This window comes from Mesorhizobium sp. M1396 (genome assembly GCF_040317725.1).
GTDB lineage: Bacteria > Pseudomonadota > Alphaproteobacteria > Rhizobiales > Rhizobiaceae > Mesorhizobium.
Genome location: NZ_JAMYLA010000031.1, coordinates 40295 through 56595 on the forward strand (window position 1 = coordinate 40295; position 16301 = coordinate 56595).

At 65.0% G+C, this 16301-nt stretch carries 18 protein-coding genes and 1 tRNA gene; 13 read left to right on the forward strand and 6 right to left on the reverse strand.

The annotated features are described in order from the left end of the window. The 8 genes from cbiE to NKH02_RS20485 all read left to right on the forward strand — a co-directional run bounded on the left by cbiE (nucleotide 1) and on the right by NKH02_RS20485 (nucleotide 6826). Entirely contained in the window at nucleotides 1-1242 is a 1242-nt protein-coding gene (cbiE, locus tag NKH02_RS20450) for a precorrin-6y C5,15-methyltransferase (decarboxylating) subunit CbiE (RefSeq protein ID WP_352881012.1), read from the forward strand. Beyond that, nucleotides 1239-1625, forward strand: a complete 387-nt coding sequence (locus NKH02_RS20455; protein WP_352881014.1) for a cobalamin biosynthesis protein — start codon at nucleotides 1239-1241, stop codon at nucleotides 1623-1625. Before cbiE ends, NKH02_RS20455 begins: the two co-directional genes overlap by 4 nt. Then, complete coding sequence (gene cobM / locus NKH02_RS20460; protein WP_352881016.1) at nucleotides 1622-2386, forward strand: precorrin-4 C(11)-methyltransferase; 765 nt, start codon at nucleotides 1622-1624, stop codon at nucleotides 2384-2386. The genes NKH02_RS20455 and cobM overlap by 4 nt, the downstream gene beginning before the upstream one ends. Continuing rightward, complete coding sequence (gene cobA / locus NKH02_RS20465) at nucleotides 2383-3201, forward strand: uroporphyrinogen-III C-methyltransferase (protein WP_352881018.1); 819 nt, start codon at nucleotides 2383-2385, stop codon at nucleotides 3199-3201. The genes cobM and cobA overlap by 4 nt, the downstream gene beginning before the upstream one ends. Then, a complete protein-coding gene (locus NKH02_RS20470) occupies nucleotides 3198-4511 on the forward strand; it encodes a cobyrinic acid a,c-diamide synthase CobB (RefSeq protein ID WP_352881019.1) in 1314 nt (437 codons plus the stop codon). The genes cobA and NKH02_RS20470 overlap by 4 nt, the downstream gene beginning before the upstream one ends. Before the next feature lie 3 nt (nucleotides 4512-4514). Beyond that, the gene (locus tag NKH02_RS20475; protein WP_352881021.1) at nucleotides 4515-5291 is read left to right on the forward strand and encodes an adenosylcobinamide-GDP ribazoletransferase; all 777 of its coding nucleotides are present in this window, start codon (nucleotides 4515-4517) and stop codon (nucleotides 5289-5291) included. A 40-nt stretch (nucleotides 5292-5331) separates the two neighbouring features. Further along, complete coding sequence (gene cobT / locus NKH02_RS20480; protein ID WP_352881022.1) at nucleotides 5332-6342, forward strand: nicotinate-nucleotide--dimethylbenzimidazole phosphoribosyltransferase; 1011 nt, start codon at nucleotides 5332-5334, stop codon at nucleotides 6340-6342. Between the two features lie 76 nt (nucleotides 6343-6418). Further along, nucleotides 6419-6826: a hypothetical protein gene (locus NKH02_RS20485; protein ID WP_352881024.1), complete on the forward strand. Its 408-nt coding sequence runs from the start codon at nucleotides 6419-6421 to the stop codon at nucleotides 6824-6826. Nucleotides 6827-6865: 39 nt separating this feature from the next. On the opposite strand, the gene NKH02_RS20490 is transcribed toward NKH02_RS20485, so the two are convergent. The 4 genes from NKH02_RS20490 to NKH02_RS20505 all read right to left on the reverse strand — a co-directional run bounded on the left by NKH02_RS20490 (nucleotide 6866) and on the right by NKH02_RS20505 (nucleotide 9951). Continuing rightward, a complete protein-coding gene (locus NKH02_RS20490) occupies nucleotides 6866-7540 on the reverse strand; it encodes a hypothetical protein (RefSeq protein ID WP_352881026.1) in 675 nt (224 codons plus the stop codon). 64 nt (nucleotides 7541-7604) lie between these two features. Next, nucleotides 7605-8573, reverse strand: coding sequence for a DNA methyltransferase (locus tag NKH02_RS20495; RefSeq protein WP_352881028.1), 969 nt, complete (start codon nucleotides 8571-8573; stop codon nucleotides 7605-7607). 286 nt (nucleotides 8574-8859) lie between these two features. Beyond that, nucleotides 8860-8935: transfer RNA gene (locus NKH02_RS20500), tRNA-Lys, on the reverse strand. Between the two features lie 107 nt (nucleotides 8936-9042). Continuing rightward, complete coding sequence (locus NKH02_RS20505; RefSeq protein WP_352881030.1) at nucleotides 9043-9951, reverse strand: PhzF family phenazine biosynthesis protein; 909 nt, start codon at nucleotides 9949-9951, stop codon at nucleotides 9043-9045. 101 nt (nucleotides 9952-10052) lie between these two features. Between NKH02_RS20505 and NKH02_RS20510 the strand changes: the two genes are divergently transcribed. From NKH02_RS20510 to NKH02_RS20525, 4 genes are all read left to right on the forward strand, one after another. Continuing rightward, nucleotides 10053-11345 (forward strand): efflux RND transporter periplasmic adaptor subunit, encoded by a 1293-nt coding sequence (locus NKH02_RS20510; protein WP_352881031.1) that lies wholly within the window; start codon nucleotides 10053-10055, stop codon nucleotides 11343-11345. Between the two features lie 4 nt (nucleotides 11346-11349). Beyond that, on the forward strand, nucleotides 11350-12057 hold the full coding sequence (locus NKH02_RS20515; protein WP_352870934.1) for an ABC transporter ATP-binding protein: 708 nt from the start codon (nucleotides 11350-11352) through the stop codon (nucleotides 12055-12057). A gap of 2 nt (nucleotides 12058-12059) precedes the next feature. Then, nucleotides 12060-13277, forward strand: coding sequence for an ABC transporter permease (locus NKH02_RS20520; RefSeq protein WP_352870933.1), 1218 nt, complete (start codon nucleotides 12060-12062; stop codon nucleotides 13275-13277). 133 nt (nucleotides 13278-13410) lie between these two features. Further along, the gene (locus NKH02_RS20525; protein ID WP_352870932.1) at nucleotides 13411-13653 is read left to right on the forward strand and encodes a hypothetical protein; all 243 of its coding nucleotides are present in this window, start codon (nucleotides 13411-13413) and stop codon (nucleotides 13651-13653) included. A 46-nt stretch (nucleotides 13654-13699) separates the two neighbouring features. Here NKH02_RS20525 and NKH02_RS20530 read toward each other — a convergent pair whose 3' ends face one another. Both NKH02_RS20530 and NKH02_RS20535 read right to left on the reverse strand, forming a co-directional pair. Then, nucleotides 13700-14425 (reverse strand): NUDIX hydrolase, encoded by a 726-nt coding sequence (locus NKH02_RS20530; protein ID WP_352881033.1) that lies wholly within the window; start codon nucleotides 14423-14425, stop codon nucleotides 13700-13702. Nucleotides 14426-14432: 7 nt separating this feature from the next. Then, nucleotides 14433-15545, reverse strand: coding sequence for an endonuclease/exonuclease/phosphatase family protein (locus NKH02_RS20535; RefSeq protein WP_352881035.1), 1113 nt, complete (start codon nucleotides 15543-15545; stop codon nucleotides 14433-14435). A gap of 190 nt (nucleotides 15546-15735) precedes the next feature. Between NKH02_RS20535 and NKH02_RS20540 the strand changes: the two genes are divergently transcribed. Then, the gene (locus tag NKH02_RS20540) at nucleotides 15736-16296 is read left to right on the forward strand and encodes a BA14K family protein (RefSeq protein WP_352881036.1); all 561 of its coding nucleotides are present in this window, start codon (nucleotides 15736-15738) and stop codon (nucleotides 16294-16296) included. Nucleotides 16297-16301 lie beyond the last annotated feature (5 nt).

A 16301-nucleotide genomic window follows, 5' to 3' on the forward strand; every position in this document is an offset into this window, starting at 1 on the left:
ATGCCTGCTAAGGGTCCGCGCGGCGCCAAGCTCACCTCAAGATGGCTCACCATCGTCGGTATCGGCGAGGACGGTTTAGCGGGTCTCGGCGACGAGGCCAAGCAGCGGATTGCGCAGGCGGAGATCATCTACGGCGGCAAGCGGCACCTGGCGCTTGTCACTTCCTTCGCCAAGGGCGAAGCGCGCCCATGGCCGGTTCCTTTCGATGCCGAGATGCGAGACGTACTCGCCCTTGCCGGCAGGCACGTCTGCGTGCTCGCCTCCGGCGACCCTTTCTTCCATGGCGTCGGCGCCACCCTCGCCCGCAAGGTCAAGCCCCGGGAGATGCATGTCATCCCGGCGCCATCGGCCGTTTCGCTGGCGGCCGCGCGGCTTGGCTGGGCGCTGCAGGATATCGATACCGTCTCGCTGCATGGCCGGCCGCTCGACCTGATCCGCCCGCTGTTGCAGCCGAACGCGCGCATCCTGGCGCTGACGTCGGATGCCGAAGCACCCGCGGCAATCGCTCGCCTGCTCACCGAACTCGACTTCGGCGCGTCGCGGCTGACTGTCCTGGAGGCGCTGGGCGGGCCAAACGAGAATCGGCGCACGGCCCGCGCCGACGCCTTCGACCTCGAAAACATCAATCCACTCAACGTGCTGGCCATCGAGATTGATTCTAGCCCGCAAGCGCGCGTGCTGCCGCTCACATCAGGCCTTGCCGATCATCTGTTCGACCATGACGGCCAGATCACCAAGCGCGAAATCCGTGCCGTCACCCTGTCGGCTCTGGCGCCGAGGCGTGGCGAATTGCTGTGGGACATCGGCGCCGGCTCCGGTTCCATCGGCATCGAATGGATGCTGGCCCACCCCTTGATGCGCGCAATCGCCATCGAGGCCGATCCGATCCGCGCCGCCCGCATTGGCCGCAACGCGACCGCCTGTGGCGTTCCCGGCCTTGTCGTGGTGGTAGGCAGCGCGCCCAAGGCGCTTGCCAGGCTCGACATGCCTGACGCGATCTTCATCGGCGGCGGCGGCAGCGATGCCGGCGTGTTGAACGCCGCCATCAAGGCCCTGCGCGCCGGCGGTCGTCTTGTGGCCAATGCGGTGACGCTGGAGATGGAAACCCTGCTTCTCGCCCGCCATGTCTCGCTCGGCGGCGACCTTACCCGGATCGCCATATCCCGCGCTTCGCCCGTCGGCTCGATGCAGGCCTGGCGGCCGGCCATGCCGGTCACCCAATGGAGCTGGCTGAAGCCATGATGGTCGCGGGCATCGGCAGCCGAAAGGGCGTGAGTGTCGAGGACGTGCTTGCCGCGATAGAAACCGCGCTCGAAGCGCATGGGCTGACGATGACGGCGCTTTCGGCGCTGGCGACTGCCGCGCTGAAGAAGGATGAAGAAGCCATCCCTTCCGCTGGCCGCGCGCTGCGTCTTCCGGTCATCGTCGTCGATGACTCAGCGCTCCAGGCCGCCTCGCCGGACACGCTCAGCCATTCCGACCTCTCGCAGGATCTGGCCGGCACGCCATCGGTTTCCGAGGCATCAGCCCTTGCCGTCGCCGGCGCCGGTGCAAAACTGCTCGGCCCCCGCACGGTGCTCGGCCCGGTCACTTGCGCCATCGCCATCAGCGGAGACGCGCCATGACCGTCCATTTCATAGGCGCCGGTCCTGGCGCCGCCGACCTCATCACGCTGCGCGGCGCAAGGCTGCTGGCAAGCTGCCCGGTCTGCCTTCATGCCGGTTCGATCGTCGCGCCCGAGCTTTTGCAGCACTGCGCGCCGGGGACAAAACTGATCGACACCGCGCCGATGTCGCTCGACGAGATCGAGGCCGCATTTCTGGACGCTCATAACGCCGGCCATGATGTCGCCCGCCTGCATTCCGGCGACCTGTCGGTATGGAGCGCCGTGGCCGAGCAGATCCGCCGGCTGGAAAAGCATGGTATTCCCTACACGCTGACGCCGGGTGTGCCGTCCTTCGCCGCCGCCGCCGCCGCACTTCGCCGTGAGCTGACCATTCCCGAGGTCGCGCAAAGCCTGGTGCTGACCCGCATTTCCGGCCGCGCATCAAAAATGCCGCCCGGCGAAACGCTGGCCGGCTTCGGCCGCACCGGCGCCACGCTCGCCATTCATCTTGCCATCCACGCCATCGACCGCGTCGTCGCCGAGCTGACCCCACACTATGGCGGCGATTGCCCGGTGGCGATCGTCTTCCGCGCCTCCTGGCCGGACGAACGCGTGCTGACCGGCACGCTGGCGACCATCGAGGCGCTGCTGGCCGCCGACCCGATGGAGCGCACGGCCATCATCTTCGTCGGCCGCTCGCTGGCGGCGGAGGGCTTTGGCGAGAGTTCATTGTACGACGCCCACTATCAGCGGCGTTTTCGCGGGCGGGACGGATTGTGAGCGGCAGCACTAAAAATACCGGCGATAACGCCACGCTCGAAAAAGCTTTGTCCCGGCTGAATTTCAAGCCGCGCCGGCTCGAGCCAGGCCATGTCTGGCTGGCCGGCGCCGGCCCCGGCGACCCCGGCTGCCTGACGCTGGAAGTGCTGGCGGCGTTGGCCGAGGCGGATGCGCTGGTCTACGACGCGCTGGTGTCATCGGATGTCGTCGCCGTAGCCGAAAATGCCGAGCTCTTCTTTGCTGGCAAGCGCGGCGGAAAACCGTCGATGAAACAGGACGACATCACCGCCCTTTTGGTGCGGCTGGCACGCGGCGGCCGCCGCGTCGTCAGGCTGAAGGGCGGCGACCCCTATATTTTCGGCCGTGGCGGCGAAGAGGCTTTGGCGCTGGCGCGAGAAGCTATCCCGTTCCGCGTCCTGCCCGGCCTGACATCGGGGCTCAGCGCGCTGGCCGCGACCGGCATCCCGGCCACCATGCGCGGCATCAACAAGGCCGTGATCCTGGCCACCGGCCACGCCGCCGGCACCGATGACGATCTCGACTGGGCGGCAATCGCCCGAACCGGCCAGCCTGTCGTCGTCTATATGGGCATGGCCAATCTGCCCCTGATCGCCGCGGCGCTGCTCGACGGCGGGCTGGCGCCGTCGACCCCGGCGGCGGTGATCGTCGCCGCGACGACGCCGCAGGAGCGGACTGTCGTTGCCACGCTCGCCACCATTGCCGAGGAAGCGGTCGCCGCAGGCCTTGCCTCGCCGGCGCTGATCGTCGTCGGCGGCATCGTCGCCATGCGCGCGGCCCTGGCAGGCGAAGCATGACGGCTCGCGCGATCATCATCGGCGCGCCGCGCTCCGGCTCGGGCAAGACCAGCGTCACCATCGGCATCCTGCGCGCGCTCACCCGGCGCGGGCTGAAAGTGCGGGGCGCCAAATCCGGTCCCGACTATATCGACCCCGGCTTCCACACCGCAGCCACGGGGCTTTCCGGTGTCAATCTCGACAGCTGGGCGATGCCGCCGTCACTGCTCAACGCGCTGGCGGCGCAGGCAGCGGACGACACCGATTTCGTCATCCTTGAAAGCGCCATGGGCCTGTTCGATGGCATTCCGGCTTCGCCGGGCCGCACCGGTTCGGCGGCCGACCTGGCGCGGCTCTACGGCCTGCCGGTGCTGCTGGTGCTCGACGTGTCCGGCCAGTCGACCACCGCAGCCGCCGTCGCCAAGGGTTTTGCCACCTATGATCCGGATGTCCGCATGGCCGGCGTCGTGCTCAACCGGCTGGGCAGCGAGCGGCACCGCCGGCTGTCGGGCGACGCCATCGAGGCGATCGGCCTGCCGGTCGTCGGCGCCATCCTGCGTGATCCCTCGCTCAACCTGCCCGAGCGCCATCTCGGCCTCGTCCAGGCCGGCGAATATGCTGACCTGATGGCGCATCTCGACCGGCTGGCCGACATGGCGGAAAAGTCGCTCGACCTCGATGCGATCATGGCCCTGGCAACGCCCCTCACCCCAGCGCCCGGCGGCTTCGACGACGCGCTTGTGCCGCCCGGTCAACGCATTGCGCTGGCCGAGGATGCCGCCTTCACCTTCCTCTATCCGCATGTCGCCGCCTACTGGCGCAAGGCGGGCGCGGAAATCGTCCCGTTCTCGCCGCTCGCCGACGAGGCACCCGACGAGGATTGCGATGTCTGCTGGCTGCCCGGTGGCTATCCCGAGCTTCACGCCGGCCGGCTCGCCGCCGCCGCGACTTTCCGCGCCGGGATGGAGCGTTTTGCCGCGACGAAGCCCATTCATGGCGAGTGCGGTGGCTTCATGGTGCTTGGTGAAGCGCTGGAGGACGCGTCTGGCGAAACGCACAAGATGCTCGGCCTGCTTGGCCATTCCACCAGCTTTGCCAAGCGCAAGATGAACCTGGGCTATCGCGAGGCGCGGCTGCGTGCCGACTGCCCGCTGGGCCCGGCTGGCGCGCTGATCCGTGGCCACGAATTCCACTATGCGCAGATGCTTGCTGCCGGTAACGACGAGCCGCTGGCCGACCTCGCCGACGGCCAGGGCAATCCGATCGGCGCCTCGGGCTATCGGCGCGGCCATGTCAGCGGCACCTTCTTCCACGCCATTGCGAGGGGCTAGAGCATGAAGTTCAAGAACTTGGCTCTTTCACCGCGGCAGATCCTCGATGACATCGCGCTTTGCCTGGTCTTCTTCACCCGCCTGCCGCTGCCCGTCTTCGATTTTCGTGGCCGCGGCCTTGCCGTGGCGATCTGGGCCGCACCGGTCGCCGGCCTCGTCGTCGGCCTGATCGGCGCCATCGTCTTTGCCACGGCGGAACGGTTTGGCCTTGCCATGGCTCCGGCGGCCGCCCTTGCCCTTGCGGCTACCCTGCTCACCACCGGCTGCCTGCATGAGGACGGGCTGTCGGATGTTGCCGACGGCTTTGGCGGCGGCAAGGCGCGCGGCAAAAAACTGGATATCATGCGCGACAGCCGCATCGGCGCCTACGGTGCGGCGTCGCTGGCTCTGTCGCTGCTCATCCGCTGGAGCGTCCTTTCGCAACTCGTCGACCCCACACAGGCGCTCTTCGCCCTTGTGGCCGCACACGCGGCCTCGCGCGGCGTGCTTGGCGCCTTCATGCATCTCTTGCCGCCGGCGCGGATCGACGGCCTGTCGGCCGACGCCGGCACCGTTTCGCAGGAAATCGCCATTGCCGGCGCCGTGCTCGGCGCGATCCCGCTCCTCCTGCTCGGGCTGGGCGGCGCCGTCTTCGCGCTCATCCTGCTCGGCCTGCTGTTTGCCGCGTTCCGAGCTCTTTGCCTCAACCAGATCGGTGGCCAGACCGGCGACACGATCGGCGCCTTGCAACAGGCGAGTGAAATCGCGGTGCTGCTCGTCGCTTCAGTAGCCCTTTCCTGATTCCCCTTTGACTTGATTCCCTTTTGGAGACTTTGCCCCCATGCCCTTCAAATCACTCGATGAATTGCGCGCCGCTTGCCTCGACCTGCCGGCCGGCAGCGATGCCGCGGCCAATGCCGTTGCGCACCGCCAGGACACCCTGACCAAGCCGCAAGGGAGCCTCGGCCGGCTGGAGACGATCGCCGCATGGCTGGCACGCTGGCAGGGCCGCGACATGCCAAAACTCGACCGCGTAAAAGTCTTCGTCTTCGCCGGCAACCATGGCGTCACCGCGCAAGGTGTGTCGGCCTATCCTTCTGAGGTCACCGTGCAGATGGTGGCGAATTTCGCCGGCGGCGGTGCCGCCATCAACCAGCTCGCCCGTGTGGCTGGCGCCGAACTCGACGTCATTCCGCTCGATCTCGATCATCCGACCGGCGACTTCACACAAGTACCGGCCATGGACGACAAGGCATTTCTGGCGGCCGTATCGGTCGGCTATGACGCGGTGACGAAAGACCTCGACCTCATTTGCTTCGGCGAAATGGGCATCGGCAACACCACGCCGGCCGCCGCCATTACGGCGGCGCTGTACGGCGGTGGTGCTGAAAAATGGACCGGGCGCGGCACCGGCGTCGATGACGCCGGCTTGAGGCGCAAGGTGGTCGCCATCGAAGCCGGCCTGAAGCGCCACGCCTCCGCCCTCGCCGATCCGCTGGGGGTTGCTGCCGCGCTCGGTGGCCGCGAACTCGCCGCCATCTTCGGCGCGACACTGGCCGCCCGCCATCTAGGCATCCCCGTGCTGCTCGACGGCTTCGTCTGCACCGCCGCCGTAGCTCCGCTGGCCAGGCTGCATCCGACCGGGCTCGCCCACACAATTGCCGCGCACGTTTCGGCAGAATCCGGCCACCGTGGCCTGCTCGAAGCCCTCGGCCTGCCGCCGCTGCTCGATCTCGGCATGCGGCTCGGCGAAGGCTCCGGCGCCTGCCTCGCCGTCAACATCGTCCGCTCGGCGCTGGAGTGCCATGCCCGTATGGCGAGTTTTGCCGAGGCGGGGGTGTCGGAGAAGTAAATCCGTCAAAATCTCAACGTAATTGAGCAAAAATAATAACGCCGTTTTTGATTGTTCCATGAGACGAGAAAAGCTCATGGAGAGATCAAACGATGTATTTGAAGACAACAATTTTCATTGCACTGCTTTGCAGCACTGTTGCGCCAGCGTTTTCTCAGACGAGACAGGCGGGCCGCGGCGGGCCGATGACGCCGGCCTTGCCAAGGTGCAGTCCGGCATCACCATGAGCATTCCGGTCAAGGACGGTGAAGACATCGCCGCGCAGCAAGAGGCCGGGCTGCGTTCCTTCTACAAGCTCGCAGCCGGCAGTTGCGCCATGGTGATCGAAACCATCGCCGACAGTTGCGAAGTCACCAACGTCACCACCAACGTCAACGCCAGGGATCGCAGCATGGGTGCCGCTGCCGGATCGCAGATCACCGTGACCGGTCAGATCGCCATGAAGGTCAAGTTCAAGGCCAGCCTCGGCAAGCCTGCACCGTAACCAACCCATACCTAAGACGCGTCAAAACGCGCCTCGCTTTCAAGGTTTTCCACCAGTCTGTGAAGAATTTGGTGGGTATGGTTCGACTTCAGGGCTTCTTTTCGTCGGCGTAGCCTGCTCCTCCGCGATAAGGAGGTCCGATATCTCGTGGAACAGCGCCTGAACCTTTGCCTGCCTCTCCACCGACTTCTCCGACTTTCCGCCGGATGCCAGGTTTGCCGCCAGTTTCTTCAAGCCGCGCTCAATGAATTCGTCGGACTTGCTCTCCTTGAAGAGCCCGAGGAATTTCTGCCAGGCCCAAAGTGGGATGCCCGACAGCCTGTCGTCGAAGAGATTCTCGATGTATTCCTTCATCACGCCCGACCGGGCCAGCCGCCCGAAGTTGCCGCCGCCATCGCTCACGGCACGGTCGGCGATCGCATCGCTCTTCATCGGATAGTTCGTCGAGACCGTCGACAGGATGAGGCTGTTGTCGTTCGTCCCGCCTTTGGCATGCTCCCAGTGCCAGTTCCGGAACTCCGCAGCATGCCGCGCCCCGATGACGAACGGGGTGAACACCTGCGGCGACCCGGAGATCACCTTCGACAGCGTCCACGGAACGACGACCAGCAGGTCGGCCGACGCACATACGGCTGGGGTGACTTGGAAGCGGAAGCTCGGCTCCTCTTCCTTGGCCAGGGCATACCAGCCCTTCAGCTCGATCCCGAGGATCACCTTCGGCTCCACGTCCGGACCGGACGCGCGCAGAACAACGTCGGGGAACGTCTGAGGCTGCCGCTCAAAAGCGTAGAGCGAATACTTCTGGTCCGGGTCCGCACAGGCCGCCGAAGGGTTCCCAAACGACGTCGCCGACGTCAGTCGACGCGTTGATGATCCGCTCGATCAGCTTGAGCGGCTTCTGGTTGATGTGCAGGCTCTTCATCCCCTGGCTCCGCAGCCGCTCGTCGCCGCGCACGGCGGGCTCGTCCCAGACGTTCGTGACGCCATGGACGTGCGACCATTTCGAACGCATCCGGGACCACTGCTGCTCCGTCAGGGGTGTGGTTCCGTCGAGGGAGAAATAGGGGCGGCTCGTCGGCTCGCCGTGCTTCGTCGCGTACTTGGCCAGCTGCTCCATCTTGTCGGCAGGCGGGAAATACCAGAGGTGGCACTGGGTGAAGTATTTGCGGGTCGCCGCGTTCTTGACCCCGCAGGCCTCGTTCGTCTTATAAAGGGGGAGGCCACTGCGCAGCCACTCGCGCCGCAGCCAGTCCTTCATGGACAGCATTTCGCCTTCGGCCGTGGGCACCCTCCAGTCGCGGATGTACTGGACGCATATTTCGGTGACGACCGGGAAGCCGCGGATTGTGTCGCCGTTGACGTTGCCAGCGATGTGCCCGATGCCCTTGTTCCAGACGTGCGCGGCCTTGTACCTCCAGCCGTTCGCTTTCAGGACGTGATGGACCTCGGCCCAGCCGACCTCCGAACACCAAAACCAGAGCGTCGTTTCAGGGGTCGCGGCGCGCGACCATTCCGCGATGTGCGGTGCGTACCACTCGTCGAGCCCATCTGCGGTGTGTGGCTCTCCCGGAAACAGCGCTAGCCCGTAGGGACCGTCGGCAATGATGGCCGTCGGCTTGGGCCATTGTGAATAGCAGTTCATGGAGTCGCCGAGCGCGATAGACGCCTTGCCGCCGCTACTGGTCTCCGCGACAGCCGGAGACTTCGGCATAGCTTTTGCGAGCTTTACGACGTTGTTCTCGGTCATGACCACCCCCATGTACTCCCTTAACCGGAACGACGCAGTCCTTCCGGTGCCCCGACAAACAGGGAACATATATCCGAAACGAATTCTAGATGCCAGAAGAAGTTCTTTATTTGTTCTCTTCGCTCGGCTACGATTCCCGGCACGTCACCTGGCGCTGAACGATGCCTACGCGACGCTGCTGCACGTGGCGCTCGCCTAAAGCCCCATGTGGGGCGTGAGGCGCGCAAAACCACGCCTAACGTTCACGCCCTGTTCCAGGGTCTTTCCACCAAGTCTTTGAAGAATTTGGTGGGTGCGCACAGGATTGAACTGTGGACCCGCTGATTAAGAGTCAGCTGCTCTACCAACTGAGCTACGCACCCACTCGGCCGGCAAAAACCGGCGTTGGCGGGCATATAGCCGCCACCATCGGTCCTGTCCAGCCCTGCCGGAATCATTTCCCGACAAATCGCTTAAGTGCCGCACATGGTCAGACGAACAGCTTGCCTTCGGCCACCTTGACCGCATTACCGCCGATGCGTGCGGAGGCCAGTTTTCCGCCTTCCACGGTCAGTTCGAGGCGAATTCGCGATGGCCTGCCCATCTCCAACCCCTGTTCGATCCACAGCTGCCAAATGCCGTCGGTCGGCGCGTCGAAATGCATGATCGCGCCGGCAAAAGCCGCTGCCGCCGAGCCGGTTGCCGGATCCTCGTAGGAAGGCGTGCCTGGCACGATCATACGCACATGGAAGGCGCTTTCGTGGTTCACCGTCTCGCGGCAATAGACATAGGGGCTGGCGAAGGCCCACTCGCTCTTGCGTGGCGCCAGTTCCGACCAGGCCTGGTTGTCCAGACGGATGCGGCCCGCCACTTCGAGATTGGCGACCGGAATGGTCACATAGGGCACGCCCGCCGACCAGAACGCGACGCGATGATTCTCGAAACCGATTTCGTGCGGCGTCAGGCCAAGGGCCGCACCGATAGCCTCCGGGTCGGCCTCCAGCTTCAGCGGCTCCGGCAGCTTCGCCAGGTCGAACTCGGCAAAGGTCGCTCCATCATGCTTGCTGACGGCACAACGCACCGGGCCGATGTTTTCCTCCAGCACGAAGATGCCGGCGCCGCCCTCCTCCGCCAGCTCGGCCAGCGCGATCGCCGAACCCACCGTCGGGTGGCCGGCGAACGGCATTTCATAGTCGGGCGTGAAAATGCGGATGCGGTTTTTATGCTTGGGATTGTCCGGCGGCAGCACGAACACCGATTCCGACAGGTTGAATTCGCGCGCGATGGCCTGCATCGCGGCGGTATCCAATCCCTTGCTGTCCAGCACGACGGCCAACGGATTGCCGGCCAGTCGCTCGGTCGTAAACACGTCGTAAAGCAAGTAATTCCGGGTTTTCATTCCTGCCTCAATCCCAACATGGGCGAAATTTAATTTGATATTTGAACCGTCAAGCCTGATCTGTGCACAGATAGAGACATTGCCCATTATAGGGGTCCAGCGTGGACCAGATTGTCAATCTGCCAAAGACGGAATCGGATTCCGCCATCGAGACGGCGCTCGGGCTCGACAAGACGGACCTGCGCAAGTCGCGCCGGCGCGGCTGGCTCTATGCGCTGCCGGCGCTGATCGTGCTCGCCGCCGGGCTTGGCGCCTATCAGTGGTATGCCGGCTCGCCGGCCAAGGTTGATTACACCACAGTGCCTGCCGCCAAGGCCGACCTCACCGTCGCGGTGTCGGCGACCGGCACGCTGCAGCCGCTCACCCAGGTCGATATTTCCAGCCAGCTCTCCGGGATCATCCGTTCGGTGTCTGTCGAGGAGAACCAGCAGGTCAAGAAGGGTGACGTGCTGGCGGCGCTCGACACGACCAAGCTGCAGGTCCAGATCGAACGGGCCGAAGCCTCGGCCAAGGCAGCGGCGGCCAATGTCGAGGACGCCACGGTGACGCTGACCGAGAACGAAAAGGCGCTTGTCCGCGCGGCGGCTTTGACCAAGCGCGGCATGGCGACCGACCAGTCGCTCGAGGCGGCGACCGCGACGCGCGATCGCTCCAAGGCCGCGCTCGACAGCGCCCAGGCTAACCTCGCCATCGCCAATGCCGATCTGAAATCGCAGCAGACCGACCTTGCCAACAGCACCATCTATGCGCCGATAGACGGCATCGTGCTGACGCGCTCGGTCGACCCCGGCCAGACGGTCGCTTCCTCGCTGCAGGCGCCGGTGCTGTTCATCATCGCCGCAGATCTCAGAAACATGGAACTGGTGGCGGCGGTGGACGAGGCCGACATCGGCGCGGTCAGATCCGGCCAGCATGCCCGCTTCACCGTCGATGCTTTCCCGGAGCGGCCGTTCGATGCCGAGATCCGCGACATCTCCTATGCCTCGGTGACCACCGACGGCGTCGTCACCTACAATGCGCGGCTCAAGGTCGACAACAACGAGCTGTTGCTGCGACCCGGCATGACCGCCACCGTTTCGGTCGTCACCAAACAGGCCAAGGGCGTGCTCACCGTGCCGGCCACCGCCTTTCGTTATCGGCCCACGGCGCCTGCCACCCGCGCGTGGAGCATGAGCGACCTGTTCACCGGCCGCATGGGTCGCCCCGGCGGCAACCGCCAGCGCCAGGCCGCGACGGCGCCTACCGATGGCTCGCGCACGCTGTACGTGCTGGAGAACGGGCGTCCGCGCCCGGTCAACGTCAAGATCGGTTCCACCGACGGCGAACTGACCGAGATCACCTCCGGCCTGGACGAAGGCGCTCAGGTTATCACAGCGTCGCAGCAGCGGAGCTGATACCGTGGCCCCGAGCGCGACGCTCATCACCTTCGACAAGGTCTGGAAGAGCTACGGCCAGGGCGAAGCCAAGGTTCATGCGCTGGCCGGCGTCGACCTTGCGATCCAGCGCGGCGAATTCGTCGCCATCATGGGGCCGTCCGGCTCCGGCAAGTCAACGGCGATGAACATCATCGGCTGCCTCGACACGCCGACGGCCGGAACCTATTCCTTCATGGGTATCGACGCCGGCCGTCTCGACCGCAACCGCCGCGCCATGCTGCGCAACCTCTATGTCGGCTTCGTCTTCCAGGGCTACAATCTGCTGGCCCGCACCACGGCGGCCGAAAATGTCGAACTGCCGCTGATCTACCGCGGCGTTGCCGCCCGCCAGCGCCGCGACCTTGCCATGCAGACGTTGGCGGAGGTCGGCCTTGTCGGCCGCGAACACCACACCCCGGCGGAACTCTCCGGCGGCCAGCAGCAGCGGGTGGCGATCGCGCGCGCCATCGTTACCCGCCCAACCTTACTCGTCGCCGACGAGCCGACCGGCAATCTCGACACCGCCCGCACGCACGAGATCATGGAGTTGCTGACCAGGCTGAACACCGAACTTGGCCTGACCATCGCCATGGTCACGCACGAGGCCGACGTTGCCGGCTATGCCGAACGCACCATTCGCTTCCTCGACGGCCACGTCGCCTCCGATACAATAAAGCTGGAGACGGCGTAGCCATGATCTGGGAAACCGTCCGCCTCTCGCTCCGCTCGATCCGCCGCAACGTGCTGCGCTCGTTCCTGACATTGCTCGGCATCGTCATCGGCGTTGCAGCCGTCATCGCCATGCTCACCATCGGCTCGGGCACCACCGAAAAGGTCAAGGCCGACATCTCCAAGCTCGGCAGCAATCTGCTGGTCGTCCGTTCCGGCCGCCCGGCCGGTCCCGGCGGTCCGGGAGGGCTCGATCAGGTGGCGCGTCCGCTGGCCGAAAAGGACCTGGCGGCGCTCGTTGCGCACCTGACCGGCGCTCGCGCCATTTCGCCGGCCTCGCAAAAGCAGGTCCGCGTCATCTTCGGCACCGAGAGCCTGACCTCGGGCGTCACCGGCACCGACAGCGCCTATCTCGATGCGCGCGACTGGAAGCTGGTGTCCGGCCGCCCATTCAGCGATTCCGAAACCCGCTCGGGCACCGGCGTGTGCCTGATCGGCGAGACGGTGCGCCAGCAGTTCTTCGGCGCCGGTGATCCGGAGGGCGAGATCATCCGCGTCAACCGCACCTCCTGCAAGATCATCGGCCTGCTCGAGCCCAAGGGCTATACCGGCTTCGGCCAGGACCAGGACAATGTCGTCTTGATGCCGCTGCATGCCTATCAGCGCCGCATCGCCGGCAACCGCGACATCGACAACATCTACATCGCCGCCGACGACCGCACGCCGACCAGCGAACTGCAGCCGCGCGTCGAGGACATTTTGCGCGATGCGCGCCGCATCACGCCCGAGCGCGAGAGCGATTTCGCCATCCGCGACATGACCCAGATCGCCGACGCCATGGCCAGCGCCACCACCACCATGACCGGCATGCTGGGCGCGGTCGCCGGCGTCAGCCTGCTGGTCGGCGGCATCGGCATCATGAACATCATGCTGGTGTCGGTCACCGAACGCACCCGCGAGATAGGCATCAGGCTGGCCATCGGCGCGCATGAAAAGCACATCCTCATCCAGTTCCTGGTCGAGGCGACGGTGCTGTCGCTGCTCGGCGGCATCATCGGTATCCTGATCGGCCTGGCGTTGGCCGGCCTCGCTTCCGTAACGCTGACCATCCCCTTCGCGCCAAGCCCGGCGGTCATCCTGCTCGCCGTCGGCTTCTCCGCGCTGATCGGCATGGTGTTCGGCTTCTTCCCGGCGCTGCGCGGCGCCAGGCTCGACCCGATCGATGCGCTAAGGCACGAGTAGGGGCAACGCAGTCGGAAACGCTCCCAGCGCTCCGACCGGCTTTTGCACAGTCTTCACAGCTCCACCTTGCTCCGCCACTGTCGCCGCACCGTTCGCGATGCTAGGGCACTCGCCTTGGGCGGAGGAATAGCGGATGAGCAAAAAAGCGCGGCTGATCCTGGCGATGGTCATCATCGAGGCCTGTCTGGCGGGCATCTGGTGGTATCTCGCCCGCTACGGCCTTGCCAATCCCGATCGCGTCACATCGGATTTTCAGGCGATCGTCGGCCAGACCATAGGAATGGCGATGGGCGGCTTGCTGGGCATCGGCTTTATCCTGTTCCTCGTCGCTGCTCGCAACGATCGCAAGGACGCGCAGAACAAGACGCGCGGTTAGAGCAATTCCAGGAAAAGTGTGAAGCGGTTTTCCGTCCGGAATTGCGTCAAAACAGAGAGTCCTTGCCCGCAAAATGCCACTCGATCAGCGGCTTCATATGCGGCGACAGCCCGACCGGCAGGTCGGCGGCATGGCGGATGATCACCGGGCCCTCGATCTCCGGATCGGTTTCGGTGGCGACGAAAGCCGAGATGCGCCGGGCGATCTCGTCGGCGGGCGCTGTCGCGTGATAACGCCGGAAGATCACCGTGCCGCTATTGGTCGACAGGGCGTGGTAGCGCTTGCCGCGTTCGGCACCCGACAGGTCGAGCCCGGTTTCCTCGCGCACCTCGCGGATCATGTTGAAATCGACATCGACCAGACCATCGCGAAAGTCGATCGGCTCGAACGAGCCGGCGGCGAAATAGACGCTGCCTGCGTTGACCGTGTGCGGTCCCATGCGGATCGCCACCAGCGCATTGTCGCCGGCCACCAGCATGGCATGCGCATAGGCATGCTCGGCGCCCGAATTCTCACGCCTTTTTCGCCACAGCAGGAAAGTCGAGTAATTGACCGCATGGCAGCGGCCGACGAGACGGTTGTCGCGGTACGCGAGTTGCGACAGCAGCACCACTATGCCATCGAACAGCGCCGGATTGGCGGCGATTTCGCGCTGCCAATTCTCGGCGATGGCCTCTGCATTGTCCCAGGCGAAGGGATGCGGACGGGGATCGAGCCTGACGTCGACGGCGTCGACGGGCAGGATGACATTGCGCGGCAGGTCGAAACTCATGGGCGTATCAAACGATGTCCAGGGTGATGGCCACCGGACAATGGTCCGACGCCTTCGGCCGATCCCAGCCGGCGCGCGGAAAGCGGTCGACCTCCTGGCCGGGTGGGAAAATCGTGCGCCAGGGCTGGCCGTTGCGGATGATGTCGGGAACGGCCGTCGCGTTGCTGGCAGCGAGCCCCTTCGACAACAGGATATAGTCGAGTTGGCACAGATGCCGCTCTTCTGGTCCGCGCGTGTGATAAAAACTCCAGCGATCTATCTCGGGCCGCCGCTCGACGAGGTTTTCGCAGAAACCGCCGGCCGTCAGCACGTTGATGCAGGATAGGGTCTCGTCGACCACCTCGAAGCGGTAGCCGTCGATCGCATCGCCGGCGACCGTCACGCGCTGGCGGTAATCGTTCATGTCGCCGCAGATCGCCCAGCGTTTGTCGGCGGCGTGGTCCTTGCCGAAACGCTCCTCGATGATCCGCCGCACGGCCTGCGCCTCGGCGATGCGGATCGGCATGGTCGCCTCGCGCCCGTCGAGCCCATTGCGCGGCGAGCCCATCGATTTGAAATGCACGAGGTAAAGCGTCAGCGGCACGCTGCCCACCGTGATGTCGATTTCCAGGCAATCGCGCCGGAAGATGCGCTCATTGGCCTGGTTGCCGAGTGCCGCCAGTTCCGGCGTGTGCAGCCCGAACTGTTCGTAGGTGACATGGGCGTGGCTGGTCATGCGCACGAATTCGATCGGCTGGCCCTGCGCGGTTTCGTTGCGCATCATCACGGCAACGTCGATGCCGCGCGTATCATTGCCCGATGTGGTGTATTTCTGCCGGTAGCCTTGCCCCACCATCTTGAACAGGTAGCCGTGTTCGAACGCCTTCAGCGCCTCGATGTTGTCGACTTCCTGCATGCAGACGATGTCGGCGCGGGTGGCGGCGATCGCCAGCGCCGTCAGTTGGCGCGTATCGTCGGACTGTGCGATGGCGCGGGCCTGCTCCAGCATCTTGTATTCCACCTCGCTCTGGATATCGAACAGCGCCAGCGTGCGATCCTCGTTGAGCTGGTTGCGGTAGCCGGAAAAATCGAACCTGTTCATCAGGTTCTCGACGTTGAAGGTGGCAAGGCGCAGTGACATGCCATGACCTTTGCCCGCAAGTGCCGCGGAAAACAAGATCGCAGGACCGCCAGCGGAGACCGGTTGGGTCCTAGGCGCCTTCGCGCCATGGTTGACGGAACCTTTCCGTTCATCCGCCGTTCAGATGCAAACGTCCACATTAGGCCCATTCCTCGGCTTGGCGTGGGGCCTGTACCCCTTGGAGAGTGCAATGAATTCGCTCTTTTCGTCCACGGTAAAATCCGGGCTAATAGCGCTCGGTATCGTCTCCGGCATCACGGCACCGTCCGCTGCCGGCCCGATCATGCAGCCGACACTGTCGATTCCCACCAGCACGGTGGCGCCAACGGTCACCCCGGTCCGCGACGAATGGGCGGGCGGTAATGACCGTCAGTTCTACGGTGACAATTGGAGGTGGCGCCGCCATGACGGCCGTCGCTACTGGAACCATGACAACTGGCGCCGCGGCAACTGGGATGGCGGAAATGACTGGCGTTGGCGTCACGGTCGCCATCATTATCGCGGCGGCCGCTATTACGATGATGGAGCGGCCGCGCTCCTGGGCCTAGGGCTGGGGCTCAGCCTCGGCAGCATGTACAACAACTACAACTACTATGACAGGCCGGCGCCGCGCCGCTATTACCGCGCAGGACGGCTTTCGAGTGCCCATGTCCAATGGTGCTACAACCGTTACCGGTCGTATCGCGCCTGGGACAACACGTTCCAGCCTTACAACGGCCCGCGCCAGCAGTGCTGGTCGCCCTACAGCTGATCTGC

Coding starts and splice junctions, on each gene's coding strand:
- cbiE (WP_352881012.1), top strand. CDS start 1: ATGCCTGCTAAGGGTCCGCGCGGCGCCAAGCTCACCTCAAGATGGCTC.
- NKH02_RS20455 (WP_352881014.1), top strand. CDS start 1,239: ATGATGGTCGCGGGCATCGGCAGCCGAAAGGGCGTGAGTGTCGAGGAC.
- cobM (WP_352881016.1), top strand. CDS start 1,622: ATGACCGTCCATTTCATAGGCGCCGGTCCTGGCGCCGCCGACCTCATC.
- NKH02_RS20470 (WP_352881019.1), top strand. CDS start 3,198: ATGACGGCTCGCGCGATCATCATCGGCGCGCCGCGCTCCGGCTCGGGC.
- NKH02_RS20475 (WP_352881021.1), top strand. CDS start 4,515: ATGAAGTTCAAGAACTTGGCTCTTTCACCGCGGCAGATCCTCGATGAC.
- cobT (WP_352881022.1), top strand. CDS start 5,332: ATGCCCTTCAAATCACTCGATGAATTGCGCGCCGCTTGCCTCGACCTG.
- NKH02_RS20485 (WP_352881024.1), top strand. CDS start 6,419: ATGGAGAGATCAAACGATGTATTTGAAGACAACAATTTTCATTGCACT.
- NKH02_RS20495 (WP_352881028.1), bottom strand. CDS start 8,573: ATGACCGAGAACAACGTCGTAAAGCTCGCAAAAGCTATGCCGAAGTCT.
- NKH02_RS20505 (WP_352881030.1), bottom strand. CDS start 9,951: ATGAAAACCCGGAATTACTTGCTTTACGACGTGTTTACGACCGAGCGA.
- NKH02_RS20520 (WP_352870933.1), top strand. CDS start 12,060: ATGATCTGGGAAACCGTCCGCCTCTCGCTCCGCTCGATCCGCCGCAAC.
- NKH02_RS20525 (WP_352870932.1), top strand. CDS start 13,411: ATGAGCAAAAAAGCGCGGCTGATCCTGGCGATGGTCATCATCGAGGCC.
- NKH02_RS20530 (WP_352881033.1), bottom strand. CDS start 14,425: ATGAGTTTCGACCTGCCGCGCAATGTCATCCTGCCCGTCGACGCCGTC.
- NKH02_RS20535 (WP_352881035.1), bottom strand. CDS start 15,545: ATGTCACTGCGCCTTGCCACCTTCAACGTCGAGAACCTGATGAACAGG.
- NKH02_RS20540 (WP_352881036.1), top strand. CDS start 15,736: ATGAATTCGCTCTTTTCGTCCACGGTAAAATCCGGGCTAATAGCGCTC.